Here is a 17,298-nt window from a genome sequence, read left to right as displayed (position 1 = left end):
TTTGCGCGCAGGATTTGACGAGTTTTTCACAGGCTGTCTGGCATAACGGGTGCAATTATCTTGGGTGCCGTGAGGTTGCTATGTCTGCAGTGTTGACCGGGGCGGGGCGCCAGCGGATCGATTGGGCTGGCCTGGGTTGGGCGTTTGGGTTTTTCTGGTACTTCTCCGGCGTGACGCAGTTGTTGATCCAGCTGACGGGCACGGCGGGCTTTGCCGGTTTTCGTCAGGCGTTGTTGGTCAGTGCGTTCTGGCTGATTCCTCTGCTGCTCTGGCCGGCGCGTGCGCGGCAGTTGGCGGCGGTAATCGGCGCGGTGCTGTGGCTGTGCTCGCTGGGCAGTTTTGGTTATTTCCTGATTTATGGGCAGGAGTTCTCCCAGAGCGTCATTTTCATCATGTTCGAATCGAACGTGGCGGAAAGCCGCGAGTACCTGGTGCAGTACTTTGCCTGGTGGATGCTGCCGGCGTTTCTGGCCTACGGCCTGGGCGGCTGGCTGTTGTGGCGCAAGGTGCGGCCGGTCTATCTGTCGCGGCCAGGCGCTTGGCTGGCGGCTGCGCTGGCGCTGTTTGTGTCGTTGGGCTATCCGGCTATTCGCCAGTTCAGCAAGCACGAGAGCTGGCAAGGCGGGCTGGATAACTTCGCCGAGCGCATCGAGGCGGCCACGCCCTGGCAACTGGTGGTGGGCTACAAGAACTACCGCGAGCAGTTGGCCAACATGCAGGCGTTGCTGGCCGAAAACGCCAGCATCCCGCCGCTGAGCAACCTGCAGGATGCCCATGCCGGCCAGCCGGCCACGCTGGTGTTGGTAATTGGTGAGTCGACCAACCGGCAGCGTATGAGCCTGTACGGCTATCCACGGCAAACCACACCTGAGCTGGATCAGCTGCGTGATCAGTTGCAGGTGTTCGATTCGGTGGTGACGCCGCGGCCATACACCATCGAGGCCCTGCAGCAGGTACTGACCTTTGCCGATCAGGAAAACCCCGAGCTGTTTCTGAGCACCCCGTCACTGGTCAACCTGATGGAGCAGGCCGGGTACAAGACTTACTGGATCACCAACCAGCAGACCATGACCAAGCGCAACACCATGCTCACGACCTTTTCCAAACAGGCCGATGAGCAGTTCTACCTGAACAATAACCGTGAGCAGAATGCCCGCCAGTACGACGGCGATGTACTGGAGCCTTTTGCCAAGGTGCTGGCCGACCCGGCGCCGCGCAAGTTTGTGGTGGTGCACCTGCTCGGTACTCACATGAGCTACCAGTACCGCTATCCGCCGGAGTACGAGCGCTTCAATGACCGCACCGGGGTGCCGGCGCATGTCACCGATGATCAGCTGCCGACCTACAACAGCTACGATAATGCCGTGCTGTACAACGACCATGTGGTGGCCAGCCTGATCAAGCGCCTGGCTGGGCAGGAGCCGAATGGCTTTCTGCTGTACCTGGCGGATCATGGCGAGGCGGTTTTCGATGCGCCCAAGGGCGATATTCTGGGGCGCAACGAGGCTGCGCCAACCAGCCCGATGTACACAGTGCCGTTTATTCTGTGGAACTCGCCCAAGTGGCAGGCGCAGCAGGCGCGAGACTTCAGCGGCACGCTGTCACGGCCTTACAGCACCTCGCACTTCATCCACACCTGGGCGGACCTGGCGGGCCTGAGTTTTGATACGTACGAGGCGCATAAAAGCCTGGTGAGCAATGAATTCCGGCCGCTGCCGTTGTTGATTGGTAACCCGGAAAGACCGAAGAACCTGATTGATTTCAGCCTGATCAAACCTAAAGCCAGTACGGGTGAGCTGGCACAGCGTGAGAAGCAACAGGCTGCCACCGAGTTATAAGGTGGATGGCAAAAGCCCCCGTCAGGCGGACTGACGGGGGCTTTTTACTGGCTGCAATACGCGCAGGGCTTAGATGCCACTCTTGACCTTGCTCCAGATGCGCGTGCGCACGCGGTCGATCTTCAGCGGCATGGCTTCCAGGGCATAAAGGTTGCCCATTGCTTCTTGCGGCGGGTAGACGGTGGCGTCGGCTTTCAGTGCGGGGTCAACCAGAGCGTCCGCGGCGCTGTTGCCGTTGGCGTACTGCACATGGTTGGTGATCTGCGCGATCACTTCGGGTTGCAGCAGGTAGTTCATAAAGGCGTAGGCGGCTTTATCGTTGTTGCTGTCGGCGGGCATGGTGACCATGTCGAACCAGATCGGCGTGCCTTCCTTGGGGATCACGTAGTTGATGCGAATGCCGTTGTTCGCCTCGGTGGCGCGGTTGCCGGCCTGCATGATGTCGCCGGAGAAGCCCACGGCCATGCAGATGTCGCCATTGGCCAGGTCGCCGACGTATTTGGATGAGTGGAAATAGCGCACGTTCTTGCGCATCTCCAGCAGCAACGCTTCGGCCTTTTTGTAGTCCTCAAGGTTCTGGCTGTGGTGCGGCAGCCCCAGGTAGTGCAGGGCAATCGGTAGCAGTTCCGGGCCGTTGTCGAGAATCGCCACGCCGCACTGGCTGAGCTTGGCCAGGTATTCGGGCTTGAAGATCAGGTCCCAGGAGTCGAGCGGCACGTCGTCGCCGAGCACTTCACGCACCTTGGCCACGTTGTAGCCGATGCCGGTGCTGCCCCACAGGTAGGGGAAGCCATACTGGTTGCCGGGGTCGTTGGTTTCCAGGGCTTTCATCAGAATCGGGTTGAGATTGTTCCAGCCGGGCAGGCGGCTCTTGTCGAGTTTCTTCAGCGCGCCGCCCTGGATCTGCCGGGCCATGTAGTGGTTGGACGGGAACACCATGTCATAGCCCGAGCGTCCGGCCATCAGTTTGGCATCGAGGGTTTCATTGCTGTCGTACACATCGTAGTGGCTGCTGATGCCGCTGCTTTGCTCGAACTGCTTGAGGGTGTCCGGGGCGATGTAGTCGGTCCAGTTATAGATGCGCACGGTTTCTGCGGCCTGGCTGACGCTGCTGAGCAGCAGCAGAGGAAGCAATTTCTTCAGCATGGGAGTACCTCATCGTTTTTATCGGTGTTGTCGAAGTGGCAGTAGCAAGTGAATGGCGTTGGCCTGCGCTGGGCCTGGCTATTTGAGCAGGACGAAGCTCTTGCGCACGGTCTCGGTGATGTCCCACACGCCGAAGGTGTTGGCCGGCAGTAGCAGGGCGTCGCCGGCCTGGATCTGCATGGGCTCGCCGCCATCGGGCGTGAAGGTGCAGCGCCCGGCGATAAAGTGGCAGAACTCCTGCTGAGCGATCTGCCGGCGCCAACGCCCAGGTGTGCATTCCCATATGCCGGCAGCGACGCCGTCGGCATGCTCGATGCCTAGGCTGCTGGTGATCGCCACCGGCTCGCTCAGTGGTACGGCCACTGGCGTGGCATCGCTCAGGGGCAGGTGGGCGGTGTTCTTAGAGTGTTCGATGCTCATGAAATGCTCCGTTAACGCATGAATTTTTCCATGGTGCCGGCCAGGCTGATGGCTAGCTTGCGCCGCCAGGGCGCGCTGTCTGGGTTGGCCAGCACGCGGTCTTCGTGCACAAAGCTCTGGATGATCGCGTTGTAGCCAAGCCAGCGCAGGGGTTCCGGCTCCCAGCGCGGCAGGCGCTTGAGCGGCTGGTCGCCGAGCACCCAGGGCTGGCGGGTCAGTTCGCTGTGCTGGTTGAGAATCAGGTCGGCCAGGGTGCGCCCGCCGAGGTTGCTGGCGCCCACGCCCTCACCGCCGTACCCGCCGGACAGGGCGATGCCGTTGCTGCGGTCCACCAGCATGTGCGGGCGAAAGCGCCGCGCCATGCCCAGGTTGCCGCCCCAGGCGTGGGTGATGCGCACCTGTTTGAGCTGCGGGAAGAGTTCGCCGAACAGGTAGCGGCGCAGGTCGCGCTCGTTCTCGCTGAGGTTGAAATCGGTGCGCAGGCGGCCGCCAAAGCGATAACCACCTCGGGCACCGAATACCAGGCGGTCGTCGGCGCTGCGCTGGCCGTAGGTCACCTGGCGGCTGTTCTCGCTGAAGGCCTGGCCGCGCTCCAGGCCAATGTCGGCCCAGACTTCCTTGGGCAGCGGCTCGGTGGCCACCAGCAGGCTCTGTACCGGCAGTTGATGCTTGCCCAGCGGCGGCAGGCTAGCGGCATAGCCTTCCACGGCGGGGACGATCCAGTCCGCGCGCACGCTGCCAGTGGCGGTGCGCACCAGGCCGGTTTGCCAGTCGGTCACCCGGCTCTGTTCATACAGCTCGACGCCCATGGCGGCCACGCAGCGCGCCAGGCCGCGCACCAGTTTGGCGGGTTGAATGGTCGCGCAGTGCGGTGTGTAGATGGCACCAAAGGCGTTGGCCAGCTGCAACTGTTTGCCCAGGTCGAAGGGTGTCAGCCAGCGGTAGTCGGTTTCGTCCAGGCCCTGGGCGCGCAGCTCGGCCAACTGGTTTTGCAGGCTGTGCAGCTGTTCGGGGTAGCGCGCGGCGCAATACAGCACACCGCCTTTGCGGTAGTCGCAGACGATCTGTTCACGCTGCAGCACGCTGGCGACTTCATCGGGGATGCCATGCAGCAGGGCCTGGGCGCTGTGCCGCTGTGCATTCGGCAGGTTGGCGAGCAGGCGCTCCTGGCCGAGCAGATTGCCCATCAGCCAGCCGCCGTTGCGTCCGGACGCGCCGAAGCCGGCAATCTCGCCTTCGAGGATGACGATACGCAGCTGCGGGGCCTGACGTTTGAGGTAGTAGGCGGTCCACAGGCCGGTGTAGCCCGCGCCGATGATGGCCACATCGGCGTGCAGGTCTTCGGTCAGCGCGGGGCGGGCGGTCAGCGGTTCGGTCAGCTGATCCATCCACAGGCTGAGGGAGCGCCATGGGCTCATCGTCGATCTCCGGCAGTCAATCATTAGGCGATGCGCAGAGACTAGGAGGTCGATCAGGGCTTGTCTTGTGTGCGGGCCCGCAAGGAAATTTGTTTGAGGTAAGCCTTGGGCGATAACCCGGTGTGCCGGCGGAAGCAGCTGTAGAACGCAGAGAGCGAGTTGAAGCCAGCGGCGAAGGCCAGTTCATCGATGCGCTGCAGGTCGTTGCCGGCCTCCAAGTGCGCAAGCAGGTGCTGCAAGCGCTTGTGGTTGATGTAGCGGTAGAAGCTCTGGCCGAGTACCTGGTTGAGTAGATGTGAGATCTGGTTGCGGCTGTAGCCGGTGGCGGTTGCCACCTGCGGCAGGCTCAGTTGCGGGTCGAGGTAGGCCTGGGCGCGTTGCATATAGTCTTCCAGGTCCTGCGCCAACAGTCCCAGTTGGCGGGCACTAAGACCGAGGCGACTGAGGGCGGGGCGGGAGTCACTGGCGGCGGATAGCTCGTGCTCTTCACGCATCAACGTGGCGTATTCATGGATGCGCCAGATCAGCCCGTCACGCACGGTGATCGCCTCGCCCGTGCGAAACGCCAGCAGGCCATTACTGCCCTGCAGGCTGATGCGGTACTGAATAAATGCGGTGTGGCCGTCGATGCGGATGCGGTCAGTGTGTTCCAGCGCTTCGCCGGGCTGGCGCGGCAGGTTGTTGCGCACGTACTCACGCAGCTCGTCAAAGCCCATGCAGCGCTGCTGGAAGAAGTCGTGGTACTGGATATCCGGGTGATACAGCGCCATCACCGCGTCGAGGTCGCGGTCTTTCCAGCTGTAGTGATAGCGCATCACCGTGGCGCGGGTGCGTTCGGTCTGCTGCGCATCATCGGGGAAGTCGGGGCTGTGCATGGCGCCAGCTTGCCCGAGGCGCGCTGGCAGCTCAATCCTGGGATTCAGCTCTTCGGCTTGTAGGCGCAGTAGCCGGGACGCGGGCCGATTCGCGGGTGATTACGGCAGGTATCCGGGCGCTTGTCATAGATGGTGCACAGGCGGGTTTTGCGATCCAGGTACAGGCAGTCGTTATTGCTCATGCGCACCAGAGTGAAAATCCCCGATTTCTGATGGAAGCGTTCGACGATGCCGTCCTTCTGCAAGCGCTTGGCGATGTTCTTCAGCGGCTCGCTGCGTTCGAATTCATCGACCACACCGATGCGGATCAGGTCGTTCAAGCGCGCCTCGACCGGCAGCGTGCAGCAACTGGACATGCAGCTGTGGCACATGTCAGCGGTGTATTTGGCCCAGGTTTCCAGGCGGTCGAGTTCGGCGGCGGCAATCAGGTTGTTTTTCATCGGCGCTGGCAGGCATCAGTTGTGCGGCGCGCGATGATAGCGGCCCTGGCGCATTTGTGAACGATAATCTGCCAGCTGGTCGTGCCGTGTGCCACTGGCAGGGCCGGTTTCAAGGTGGCCAGGCCATGATCGGCCGGCTGTTTACGCCGCGACACAAGGCCAGCGAGCACGCCCGGCAGTTTCTTTCTGTGCTGTGATGCGTGCGGCATTCGTCTCTCTGGGTATGCGACGGGCGGGCTCCTATACTGCTGCCAGTTTGCGCCCGTGTCGGGCATGGGGATGTTCGCGGTTTTCAGCTTAGGGATGCATGCATGCAATGGATTTTCATGCTGGTCGGTTTGCTGCTTGGGGCCTTGGCGGATGAGACGCTGACGGCCTCGCTGCTCGGCGCGCTGATAGGGCTGGGTGTGGGCCAGGCGCTCAAATTGCAGGGGTTGGAGCGCGAGAATGCGGCGCTGACGGCCCAGCTCAAGGCCTTTTCGCTGCGTTTCGAACAAGGCACCACGGCGCTGTATGAGCGCCTGCTCAAGCTGGAGCAGGGCGCGACGTCAGCCCAAGAGCCGCCACCTGAGGTGGAGCCGCTCAGCGCTGTTACCGAGTCCGCACCTGAGCCAATTACCGCTGCCCAGGCGGCCGAACCCGAACTGGACTGGACCCTGGACGTTGTCCTGCCCGAATCCGAGCCGGCACCTGCTGCGGCCATGCAGACCGCCGAGCCGCCGGTTGCTGAGCCGGTAACGCCGCGCCCGACAACGCCGAAAAAGCCGCCAGAGCCGCGTCAACCCAGTGTCTTCGAATTGGGCTTCAAGGCTGCCAAAGCGTGGTTGCTGGGCGGCAATACGGTGCTGCGCGTCGGTGTGGTGCTGTTGTTTCTCGGCCTGGCCTTCCTGCTGCGCTACGCCACCGAAGGCGTGGTGGTGCCGGTGGAGTTGCGCTATGCCGGGGTGGCTGCCAGTGCCGTGGCGTTGCTGGGCCTGGGTTGGTGGCTGCGGCTGCGTAACCCGAACTATGCCTTGATGCTGCAAGGCACCGGGATCGCCGTGCTATATCTGACGGTGTTCGCGGCGATGCGCCTGCATCCGTTGCTGGATCCTGGCGTGGCGCTGGGTCTGCTGGTACTGGTGACGGTGTTTTCGGCGATTCTGGCGGTCAAGCAGAATGCCCTGGGCCTTGCGGCTGCAGCGGCTCTGGGCGGTTTCGCTGCGCCGATTCTAACGTCTACCGGCAGCGGCAATCATGTGGCGCTGTTCAGCTACTTCGCCCTGCTCAATGCCGGGATCTTTGCCATCGCCTGGTTCAAGGCCTGGCGGCTGCTCAACCTGATCGGTTTTGTCGGCACCTTCGGCATCGGTTTCGCTTGGGGCATTCGCTCCTATAAGCCAGAGTTGCTGTGGAGCACCGAGCCGTTCCTGATTCTGTTCTTCCTGATGTATGTGGCCATCGGCCTGCTGTTTGCCCGGCGCAAGCTGCGTGAAGCCCTGGATGCGCCCGAGAACCCTGATGAGCTGCTGCGCTGGGCGGCACGCAAAGGCGACTACATCGACGCCACCGTGCTGTTCGGCCCGCCGCTGGTGGGCTTTGGCTTGCAGTTTGCGCTGGTCCAGCATATCGAGTTTGCCGCAGCGTTCAGTGCGCTGGCGCTGGGCTTGTTCTATCTGCTGCTGGCGCGGCTGTTGGTCGGTCGCACGGGTGATCGTGCCGCATTGCTGGTGGAGACCTGCCTGGCGCTGGGTGTGGTGTTCGGCAGTCTGGCGATTCCCTTGGGCCTGGATGCACGCTGGACTTCGGCCGCCTGGGCGGTGGAGGGCGCGGGCATCTACTGGCTCGGTCTGCGTCAGCAGCGCGGGTTGGCGCGGGCGTTTGCCCTGCTGCTGCAGGTGGGGGCGGCGCTGGCGTTCGCCATCAGCTTGCGCAGCGGCGAGTTGACCCTGCTGGACGGCGCGCCGCTGGGCGCGTTGATGCTCGGTGTGGCTTTGCTGTTCAGCTTCTGGCAGCTGCGCCAGAACACCGCGCTGGTCAGCCGTTGGGAGGTGCGCGGCCTGCCGGTGCTGGCTTGCGCCGGGTTGGCCTTCCTCTATCTGATCGCGCCGCTGCTGTTTGCCGCCCAGGGCACGGCGATCAGCTGGGCGCTGGCTGGGTTGCTGACACTGTGGCTGGGTTTGCGTATCCAGGCACGCAGCTTTCTGTTCAGCGCTTTTGCCGTGCAATTACTCGGCGGTGTGGTGTTTATGCTGGACATGGCCGGCAATGCGGCCACCGGCATGGGCGGCTTCTCTGCCGGCTGGCAGGGCTTGCTGACCTCGTCCTTGATCGGTTTCGGGCTGATCGCCGGCATGCTGCTGGCGGCGCGCGACCCGCAGGTGGGCAACGACCGGCGCCTGCTGCGCGGCCTGTCCGTGGTGCTGTTGGTGGGGTTGGTGTTCCTCAATCTGGCGGTGCTGTTCGTCCTGCCTTGGGCCACGGCCAGTGCGGTGTGGGGTGGCAGCGGCCTGCTGATCATCTGGCTCAGCCTGCACTTGCAGCAGCGCGCCAGCTTTATCTTCGGTCTGCTGTTGCAGGTGCTGGCGGGGCTGGTGTTTCTTGCAGTCAGTCCGCTGCTGTTCGGCCAGCTGTCGGTCGAGGGTATTCGACCACTGGCTCACGTGGATTTCTGGACGCCGCTGGTGCTGGGTGTCGCCGCGTTGGTCGGTGCCTGGCGTTTGCAGCACCTGGCGCGTCGCGAAACGCCCAGTGCGTTGGGTAATGTCAGCTTGCTGGGCCTGGCGCAACTGCTGCTGGTGTGGGGCACAGCCTGGTGGGCATTGGCTCTGAGCAGCGAAGTGCTGCGCTTTGTGACGCCTGAGTGGCAGAGCAGTGCCTTGCTTGTGGTGTTGGCGGCCAGCGTGGCCCTGGCGGCATTCCTCGCCCCACGTACGCGCTGGGCCGAACTGGCGTTGCTGTGCTGTCTGCTGACGCCGTTGGCCGGTGTGGTATTGCCGCATGCCTGGCATCTGCACTATCACCCGGCCGCGCAGTTCGGCTGGCTGGCCTGGACGCTGCTGTTTGCCGTGCACTTCTGGGCGCTGCGGCGTCTGGCACCCCAGTTGCCGGTAGGGGCGCTGAGCGCTGCCCATGTGCTGGGTTGCTGGTTGTTGCTGGGCGTGCTGGCACTGGAGTTGCGTTACCTGCTGTTGGCCCTGTCGGAGCATTACAACGCCTGGCGCTGGTTGGGCTGGGCGCTGCTGCCAAGTGCCTATCTGTGGCTGATGGCATTGCCGCGTCGCTGGCCTTGGCCGGTGGCGGCCTATCCACGGGAATACCGCTTGCTGGCGGCGGCCCCGCTGGCGCTGCTGATGCTCGGCTGGTTCTGGCTGGCCAACGTCGCCAGCGCCGGGGATGCCGAGCCGCTGGCCTACCTGCCGCTGCTCAACCCGTTGGAGCTGGGCCTGCTGTTTGCTCTGGGGGCGGTATTCGCCTGGGCACGGATAGGCCTGGCCGAGCTGGGCGTCGAGAGCGTGCGCAGCCAGTGGCTGACCCAGGCCGTGGCGGGGGCTTCGCTGTTCGCCCTTCTGACTGCCATGGTCATGCGCACCGCCCATCATTGGGGTGGCGTGCCCTATCAGCTGGATGCGTTGCTCGATTCGATGCTGGTGCAGGCTGGGCTGTCGATTGTCTGGACGCTGATTGCCCTGCCGTTGATGGTATTTGGCAACCGCCGTGGGCAGCGTGAGTTGTGGCTGATCGGTGCGGCATTGATCGCGCTGGTGGTGGCCAAACTGTTCTTTGTTGAACTGGGTAATCGCGGTGGCCTGGAGCGCATCGTGTCGTTTATTGGCGTGGGTGTATTGCTGTTGGTGGTGGGCTATTTCGCCCCGCTGCCGGCACGCAAGGCGGATGCGGATCAGCCGCAGGAGCAAGCATGATCAGTCGTTTTATCCCTGGCGCATGCTGCGCTGCGTTTCTCGGCCTGCTGTGCAGCGCGTCAGTCCTGGCGCAGGAGCAGCCGGGCGACTATGCCGTGCAATTACCGCTGAGCCTGAGCGGGGAAGGCCCCTGGTATCGCCTGGATGTACCGATGGCGCTGCATTTCGCTGCGCGTTATGGCGATTTGCGCGACCTGCGGGTGTTCAACGGCGAAGGCCAGGCACTGGCTTATGCCCTGGTGGCGGGGCAGGGTGAGTCGCGCGACAGCCAGCAGGAACAGGCAGTGAAGTGGTTTCCGCTGTACGCGGAACAGGGCGACAGCAGCGCCACGCCAAGCCTGCGGGTGCAGCGCAGTACCAGTGGCACACTGATCGAGCTGCGCGACGAGACCGATAGCACAGCTCAACCGGCCTTGCTGCGCGGCTGGCTGCTGGATGCCAGCGCATCGGATGAACCGTTGGTGCGCTTGCAGCTTGACTGGGAAGGTGGCCAGGAGGGTTTTCAGCGCTTCAGCATCGAGGCCAGTGATGACCTGCAAGACTGGCAACCCTGGGGCAGCGGTCAGCTGGCGCGCTTGTCATTTGGCAATGAGCGTGTCGAGCAGCGTCAGGTTGAGCTGCCGGGGCGCAAGGCGCGCTACTTGCGCCTGCTCTGGCAAAGCCCGCAACAGGCACCGCAGCTGAAGGCTGCAAGTCTGCGCAGTCAGCGCAGCGACCGCGTGCCCGCACCGCTGGTGTGGTCGCAGCCGCTGGCGGCGACGCGTAGCCCGGATGGCGAATACCAGTGGCAACTGCCCCTGGCTTTGCCGTTGGAGCGCTTGCACATCGAACTCAGCCAGGCCAATAGCCTGGCGCCGATTCGTGTCAGCGGTCGCAGTGAAGCCAAGGGCGCTTGGCAATCGCTGGCGCAGGGGCTGCTTTATAGGTTGCCGGAGAATGGCGTGGAAATTCGTCAGGACGAATTGCCGTTGCCCGGTTGGGCGGTGCAGCAGTTACGCCTGCAGGTGGACGAGCGCGGCGGCGGTTTGGGTGTTGCAGCACCGCAAATCAAGGTTGCAGTGCGCGCCACCCAGCTGGTGTTCCTCCAGCGTGGCAGCCCGCCCTATCGACTGGCACTGGGGCGTGCGGGCGCCGAGTCGGCCGCACTGCCGTTGACGACGCTGATCCCCGGTTATCAGTCGCAGCGCCTGCAACAGTTGGGTACAGCCGAGGCGCAGTTGCCGGCTGACAACATCAAGCAACAGGAGCAGGCCGCCGCCAGCGACAGCAATTGGAAACGCTGGGGCTTGTGGCTGGTTTTGCTGGTTGGGGTTGGCTTATTGGCGCTGATGGCGGTCAGCTTGTTGCGTCGGCCAAGCGCTGAATAGCAGCGCTCAGGCGAAATAAAGGCCAGCTGCCTAACGATTTTTGCAGTATGGTTGGCACCTTCAACTGATTAACGTTTGAGGTCAGGAAGGCCCTTGCGTATCTCCATTACGACCCCTGTTGGGGCGGTTGCTGTGCGTTTATCCGGCCATTCTGCTCGGTGCGTGCAGTTATTTTCTGCGGCAGTACCCGTCCGATGAATGCCTGCGGTAATTCTGCCTGGGCGTTGAGCGGCCCCGTGATCCTGACCTGTGTGGTCTGTCTCGGTGTGCTGCTGCTGGCCCGTTGGGTGACCCGGCAGCGCTATTTCCCGGGGCGCGAGAGCTTTATCGTGCTGCACCTGGCCAGCCTCTGGTGGATGGCGGCAGCGAGCCTGGAAATGGCCGCGCAGGGGCCGCAGTGCAAGGTGTTCTGGGCGACCATGGCCTGGCCGGGGATTCTGGTGGTGCCGACCTTCTGGGCGGTGTTTCTCTGGCAATACGTCAACAGCGTGCGTCAGCCGCTGCCGCTGCGCAGCACCCTGGGTTTGAGCGTGGCGCCGCTGCTGATCTGGCTGATGGCGCTGAGCAACCCCTGGCACGGCCTGTTCTATGGCGAAGGTACGGCGCCGCTGAGCGATGCGCCGGGCGCGCCGATTCGCTATGAGCATGGCCCGCTGTTCTATGCCGCAGCGGCTTATATCTATCTGTTTATGATGTTCTGCATGGGCGTGGTGCTGCGTGCTGCCATCGTCAGCTATGGCGTGCATCGGCGGCATTACCTGGCCTTTGTCTTCGTCACGGCGGTGCCTTGGGTCGCCAATATCAGCTACGTGGTGTTCGGCTGGATGCTGTTCGGCTTCGACCCCACGCCGTTCAGTTTCGCCTTTACCCTGGTGGCGTTTGCTTGGCTGATCGTCGGCGTGCGTCTGTTCGACCTGCTGCCGGTGGCCCGCCATCTGCTGCTGGATGCCCTTATCGATCCGGTGCTGGTGGTCGATGCACAGTTGCGCGTGATTGAAGCCAACCCGGCGGCCCTGAAACTTGCCAGCCTGCGCAGTGGCTGGCAAGGGCGGCCGCTGGCGGACTGGCCGATTCTCGGCCCTGACCTGCAGCAACTGCTCAGCGAGCAGGGCGCCAGTGAACAGGAGTGTCTGCTGACACTGGCCAACTCGGCGCGCTACTTTGAAGTGCGCATCCGCGCCATTGAGCGGGTGACCCACCGCGGCACCCTGGTGCTCGGGCAGATGCTGTATTTGCGTGATGTCACCCAGCGCCACCTCAGTGAGCTGAAACTGGCCGAGGCCCTGGCCCTTAGCGAGGAACGTCTGCGTACCATCACCAGCCTGCATGAGCAGCTGCAGGAGCAGGCACTGTGTGACCCGCTCACTGGCCTGTACAACCGCCGTTATCTCGATGAGTTCTTTGCTCGTGAGCTGGCCGTGGCGCAACGTGAACGCACGCCCATCGCGCTGGCGCTGATCGATCTTGATCACTTCAAGCAACTCAACGACGAGCACGGCCATCTAGAAGGCGACGACGTGCTCAAGGGCGTGGCCCAGCATCTGCTGGAAAACCTGCGCAGCTCGGACGCGGTGTTCCGTATCGGTGGTGAAGAGTTCCTGCTGATCCTGCCGCGCGCCGATGCCCTCGAGGCGCGTAGCCGTCTGGAGAATATTTGCCGCGACCTGGCGGCACACCCGTTGCCCACCCGTGGCGGTGCGCGTTATGTCACCCTGTCGGCCGGTCTGGCGCTGTGGCCCGAGCAGGGGCTGGTGCTGGATGAGCTGTTGCAGGCCGCCGATGCCGCGTTGTACCGGGCCAAGCATGAAGGCCGCAATCGGGTTTGCAGCCTGGCCTGAGGCCACGTACAGGTCGTTGCGTGTCGGGCCTGCTGCGTTAGCAACCGATGCTTTGTGACTGGGCAGTATCCTTCCATCCAGTGCTAAGGCGCTTTTTCTGCCAAAGGGGTAAACTGCGCGCGATTTTTCTTCCTTCCCGGAGCCATCCATGTCCCGCGTTACCCTCAGCCGCTATCTGATCGAGCAGACCCGCAGCCACAACACCCCGGCCGATCTGCGTTTCCTTATCGAAGTGGTCGCACGCGCCTGCAAGGAAATCAGCCATCAGGTGTCCAAGGGCGCGCTGGGTGGTGTGCTGGGCAGCATGGGCACCGAGAACGTACAGGGTGAAGTGCAGAAGAAACTCGACGTGATCTCCAACGAGATTCTGCTGGAAGCCAACGAATGGGGCGGTCACCTGGCCGGCATGGCGTCCGAAGAAATGGACAACGCCTACCAGATCCCTGGCAAGTACCCGAAGGGTGCCTACCTGCTGGTATTCGACCCGCTGGACGGCTCCAGCAACATCGACGTCAACGTCTCGGTCGGCACCATCTTCTCGGTGCTGCGCTGCCCGGATCGTAACGGTGCCGAAGGCGACCTGGGTGAGGAAGCTTTCCTCCAGCCAGGCACTCAACAAGTGGCAGCCGGTTATGCCATCTACGGCCCGCAGACCATGCTGATGCTGACCCTCGGCGAAGGCGTCAAAGGCTTTACCCTGGATCGCGAGCTGGGCAGCTTCGTGCTCACCCACGACGACATCAAGGTGCCGGAAGCGACCAAGGAATTCGCCATCAACATGTCCAACCAGCGCCACTGGGAAGCACCGGTGCAGCGTTATGTGTCCGAGCTGCTGGCTGGCGAGGAAGGCCCGCTGGGCAAGAACTACAACATGCGCTGGATTGCTTCGATGGTCGCCGACGTGCACCGCATCCTCACCCGTGGTGGCGTATTCATGTACCCGCGCGACAGCCGCGAGTCAGGCAAGGCCGGCAAGCTGCGTCTGATGTACGAGGCCAATCCGATGTCGATGATCATCGAACAGGCTGGCGGCGTGGCTACCAACGGCACCCAGCGCATTCTCGACATCCAGCCGGAAAGCCTGCACCAGCGTGTGCCGGTGTTCCTCGGCTCGAAAGAAGAAGTGCTGCGTATCAGCGCTTACCACCGCGAGTAACCGATGCAGCCCTGGCAGCCGTTGCTCGACTGGTGGTTTGGTGCCTCCGGTGCGCCGGCCGCCGAGGTGGCGGCCAGCCGCAGCGCCCTGTGGTTCGGCAAGCAGGACAGCCAGGATCGCCAGGCCCGCGAGCGGTTTGGTGAGCAGGTCGAGCAGGCCCTGGCTGGCCAGTTGAGTGCCTGGCAGGCTGAGCCCGAAGGCTGGCTGGCAAACCTGCTGTTGCTCGATCAGCTGCCGCGCATGATCTTTCGTGATACGCCGCGCGCCTTTGCCGGCGACCGGCTGGCGCGCCCACTGGCGTTGCATGGTCTGGCGCAAGGCTGGGATCAGGCATTGCCACCGATCCAGCGGGTGTTTGCCTACCTGGTGCTGGAACATGCCGAAGACCTGCAGCTGCAGGATCAGGCCGTGCAGCTTTTTCAGGCATTGCTTGAGCAGGCTGCAAGCGCTGAGCGCGAGCTGTTTGCCGGCTATCTGGATTATGCCGAGCGCCATCATCGGGTCATCGCCCGCTTTGGCCGGTTTCCCCATCGCAATCAGATTCTCGGCCGCAGCAGCAGTGCTGAGGAATCTGCCTTTCTGCTGGAACCAGGCTCACGCTTCTAGCGTCGAAGCAGGCAGGCTCGGTATGGCTATGCCAAGCTGGTCTTGGCCACTTTCTCAGGAGTATTCCCATGTCTCTGCGTGTCGTCGCACTACTCGCCGGTTGTCTGCTGCTGGTCGCCTGCAACAAGGTCAATCAGGACAATTACGCTCAGCTCAAACCCGGCATGAGCAAGGATGAAGTCGAACGCCTGCTCGGCGGCCCGGATGAGTGTGCCGGCGCGCTGGGCATGTCCAGCTGCACCTGGGGTAATGAGCAGCGCTTTATCAGCGTGCAGTACGCCGGCGACAAGGTGCTGATGTTTTCCGGCAAGGGTTTGAAGTAATGCGCCTGCTGGCGGCGATGGCCGCAGCGGCGCTGCTGGTGGGCTGCGCCAATTCCGGCACGGGCGTGGTGCCACCGAAGACGGTTGAGCGTGTCGACCTGCAGCGTTATCAGGGCACCTGGTATGAGCAGGCGCGTTTACCGATGTTCTTCCAGCGCAATTGTGCGCAGTCCGAGGCGCTTTATGAGCTGCAGGAAGGCGGAACGCTTGGCGTGACCAATCGCTGCCGGACCTTCGATGGTGAGATGCAGGAGGTCAAGGGGCAGGCCGTGGCGCAGGTGCCGGGCGAGACCAATAAACTCTGGGTGCGTTTCGACAACTGGGCCAGCAGCCTGCTGCCGGGGCTGGCCAAGGGCGAGTACTGGGTGCTCTATCTGGACGATGGCTACCAGACCGCGCTGGTTGGGCATCCCAATCGCAAGTATCTCTGGTTGCTGACCCGTGATCAGGACGCCAGCACGAGGCATCTTGCGACGCTACTTGAAGAGGCGCGCAGCCGTGGTTATGACACCCGTGAGCTGATCTGGCGCCGCACGGCTGCCGAGATGGCCTTGCCGCGTTAAGCGCCGTTTACTTCTTGGCTTTCGGGCTTTGCAGGCGGATATGCAAGTGGGTGTCCGCCGTGCCGTGCTCGAACTGGCTGTCGCGTGGCGAGGGTTTGCCGTTGACCAGTGGCGGATTGGCTGAGAAACCTACCGGCTCCAGCGGGATGCCGCGTCGCCCCTGATCAAGCTGGTCGTTGCCATTGCTGTCCTGGTACAGCTGGATGGCATAGCGTCCGGGCGGTAGATCGGCCAGGCGCAACTGGGCGTCGTCACTGTGTTGCTGAAGCAGTGGCTGTTCGGGCCAGCGCCGCTGTTGGCCGTCGACCAGTGCGGCATGCACCCGGCCGCTGGCCTGTATGCCCTCGACTGTGACCAGGATGTCGCCAGCCTGGGCCGGTGAACCGACCAGTAGCAGCAAAAGGCCAGCTTGATAGCCGGCCTTCTTTACGGTTTGAAGAGTTCTCTGTGGCATAATCCGGGCATTTCGCAGGAAGTGGCTGGCGATGCGTCAGGTCTTGATCGTTCATTTTTCGCAAACCGGCCAGCTAGACAGGTTGGCGCAGTCCGTGTGTGCTCCGCTGCAGCAGCAGGCGGATATTCAGCTGGATTTTCTGCCGCTGCAACCTGCGCAACCTTACCCGTTTCCCTGGCCGTTTCTCGATTTTTTCCGGATTTTTCCGGAAACCGTGCTGATGCGCCCGCAGCCGCTGCTGCCCCTGGCGGTGGATGCGAGCAAGCGTTATGACCTGGTGATCCTCGCCTATCAGGTGTGGTTCCTTTCGCCGTCGCAGCCAATGACTGCTTTCCTTGCTTCTCCCGAGGCGGCGCAGTTGCTCAAGGGCACGCCGGTGGTAACGCTGATCGGTTGTCGCAATATGTGGCTGATGGCCCAGGAGAAGGTCAAGAACCGGCTCACTGAATTGGGCGCGCGGTTGGTGGACAATATCGCCCTGACCGATGCCTGCGGCACGGCGGCGAGTTTTCTGGCGACGCCCTTGTGGCTGTTTACCGGGCGGCAGAAGCCCTACAGCTGGGTGCCGCGCGCGGGTATTGATGAGGCACAGATCGCTGCTGCTAGCCGTTTTGGCGTGGCCATGGCGCAGCGCTTGACGGCCGATAACCTGCCGGTCGAACAGCCGATGCTGGCTGGGCTGGGTGCGGTGCGCATTGATGAGAAGTTGATCGCCAGTGAGAAGGTCGGCAATCGCAGCTTCCAGTTGTGGAGCCGTTTGCTGGCTGCACTGGGCCCGCAGCAGAGTCGACGGCGTGCGGCTGGGCTGGTGGTGTACATTGTTTTTCTGTTGTGCCTGATCGTCACCGTGGTGCCGCTCAGTGCCGTGCTTAAAAAACTGCTGGCCCCTCTGTTCAAGGAGCGAACGCAGCGTGAAAAGGCCTACTTTGCCGGCCCGTCTGGCGAGTAAAGT

Annotated in this window: 15 protein-coding genes; 9 read left to right on the top strand and 6 right to left on the bottom strand. The window is 63.0% G+C overall.

The window, feature by feature from the left end; genetic code table 11:
• Window positions 1-80: 80 nt before the first annotated feature.
• Complete coding sequence (gene cptA, locus IOD17_RS12695) at window positions 81-1,838, top strand: phosphoethanolamine transferase CptA (RefSeq protein WP_233685436.1); 1,758 nt, start codon at window positions 81-83, stop codon at window positions 1,836-1,838.
• A 69-nt stretch (window positions 1,839-1,907) separates the two neighbouring features.
• On the opposite strand, the gene IOD17_RS12690 is transcribed toward cptA, so the two are convergent.
• The 5 genes from IOD17_RS12690 to IOD17_RS12670 form a co-directional block, all read right to left on the bottom strand.
• On the bottom strand, window positions 1,908-2,984 hold the full coding sequence (locus tag IOD17_RS12690) for a polyamine ABC transporter substrate-binding protein (protein WP_233685435.1): 1,077 nt from the start codon (window positions 2,982-2,984) through the stop codon (window positions 1,908-1,910).
• Window positions 2,985-3,062: 78 nt separating this feature from the next.
• Window positions 3,063-3,404 carry a cupin domain-containing protein gene (locus IOD17_RS12685; protein ID WP_233685434.1) on the bottom strand — a complete coding sequence of 114 codons (342 nt, stop codon included), beginning with the start codon at window positions 3,402-3,404 and terminating at the stop codon, window positions 3,063-3,065.
• 11 nt (window positions 3,405-3,415) lie between these two features.
• Window positions 3,416-4,822 (bottom strand): NAD(P)/FAD-dependent oxidoreductase, encoded by a 1,407-nt coding sequence (locus IOD17_RS12680; RefSeq protein ID WP_233685433.1) that lies wholly within the window; start codon window positions 4,820-4,822, stop codon window positions 3,416-3,418.
• 53 nt (window positions 4,823-4,875) lie between these two features.
• Window positions 4,876-5,697, bottom strand: coding sequence for a helix-turn-helix domain-containing protein (locus tag IOD17_RS12675; RefSeq protein ID WP_233685432.1), 822 nt, complete (start codon window positions 5,695-5,697; stop codon window positions 4,876-4,878).
• A gap of 44 nt (window positions 5,698-5,741) precedes the next feature.
• Window positions 5,742-6,137 (bottom strand): YkgJ family cysteine cluster protein, encoded by a 396-nt coding sequence (locus tag IOD17_RS12670; RefSeq protein WP_233685431.1) that lies wholly within the window; start codon window positions 6,135-6,137, stop codon window positions 5,742-5,744.
• 311 nt (window positions 6,138-6,448) lie between these two features.
• Here IOD17_RS12670 and IOD17_RS12665 point away from each other — a divergent pair, with 311 nt between their 5' ends.
• From IOD17_RS12665 to IOD17_RS12635, 7 genes are all read left to right on the top strand, one after another.
• Window positions 6,449-10,039, top strand: coding sequence for a DUF2339 domain-containing protein (locus tag IOD17_RS12665; protein WP_233685430.1), 3,591 nt, complete (start codon window positions 6,449-6,451; stop codon window positions 10,037-10,039).
• Window positions 10,036-11,406 carry a DUF3999 domain-containing protein gene (locus IOD17_RS12660; RefSeq protein ID WP_233685429.1) on the top strand — a complete coding sequence of 457 codons (1,371 nt, stop codon included), beginning with the start codon at window positions 10,036-10,038 and terminating at the stop codon, window positions 11,404-11,406. The genes IOD17_RS12665 and IOD17_RS12660 overlap by 4 nt, the downstream gene beginning before the upstream one ends.
• 194 nt (window positions 11,407-11,600) lie before the next feature.
• On the top strand, window positions 11,601-13,244 hold the full coding sequence (locus tag IOD17_RS12655; RefSeq protein ID WP_233685796.1) for a histidine kinase N-terminal 7TM domain-containing protein: 1,644 nt from the start codon (window positions 11,601-11,603) through the stop codon (window positions 13,242-13,244).
• A gap of 148 nt (window positions 13,245-13,392) precedes the next feature.
• Window positions 13,393-14,400: a class 1 fructose-bisphosphatase gene (locus IOD17_RS12650; RefSeq protein ID WP_233685428.1), complete on the top strand. Its 1,008-nt coding sequence runs from the start codon at window positions 13,393-13,395 to the stop codon at window positions 14,398-14,400.
• Between the two features lie 3 nt (window positions 14,401-14,403).
• On the top strand, window positions 14,404-15,006 hold the full coding sequence (locus IOD17_RS12645) for a DUF924 family protein (protein ID WP_233685427.1): 603 nt from the start codon (window positions 14,404-14,406) through the stop codon (window positions 15,004-15,006).
• A gap of 68 nt (window positions 15,007-15,074) precedes the next feature.
• A complete protein-coding gene (gene bamE, locus IOD17_RS12640; protein ID WP_233685426.1) occupies window positions 15,075-15,329 on the top strand; it encodes an outer membrane protein assembly factor BamE domain-containing protein in 255 nt (84 codons plus the stop codon).
• Entirely contained in the window at window positions 15,329-15,892 is a 564-nt protein-coding gene (locus IOD17_RS12635; RefSeq protein ID WP_233685425.1) for a lipocalin family protein, read from the top strand. The genes bamE and IOD17_RS12635 overlap by 1 nt, the downstream gene beginning before the upstream one ends.
• A gap of 7 nt (window positions 15,893-15,899) precedes the next feature.
• On the opposite strand, the gene IOD17_RS12630 is transcribed toward IOD17_RS12635, so the two are convergent.
• Complete coding sequence (locus IOD17_RS12630; protein WP_233685424.1) at window positions 15,900-16,292, bottom strand: DUF2141 domain-containing protein; 393 nt, start codon at window positions 16,290-16,292, stop codon at window positions 15,900-15,902.
• Window positions 16,293-16,440: 148 nt separating this feature from the next.
• On the opposite strand from IOD17_RS12630, the gene IOD17_RS12625 reads away from it, so the two are divergent.
• Window positions 16,441-17,295, top strand: coding sequence for a dialkylrecorsinol condensing enzyme (locus tag IOD17_RS12625; RefSeq protein ID WP_233685423.1), 855 nt, complete (start codon window positions 16,441-16,443; stop codon window positions 17,293-17,295).
• Window positions 17,296-17,298: the final 3 nt, after the last annotated feature.

The organism is Pseudomonas anguilliseptica, assembly GCF_021375795.1.
Taxonomy (GTDB): domain Bacteria; phylum Pseudomonadota; class Gammaproteobacteria; order Pseudomonadales; family Pseudomonadaceae; genus Aquipseudomonas; species Aquipseudomonas anguilliseptica_A.
This window is presented reverse-complemented; position numbering and strand designations above follow the sequence as displayed.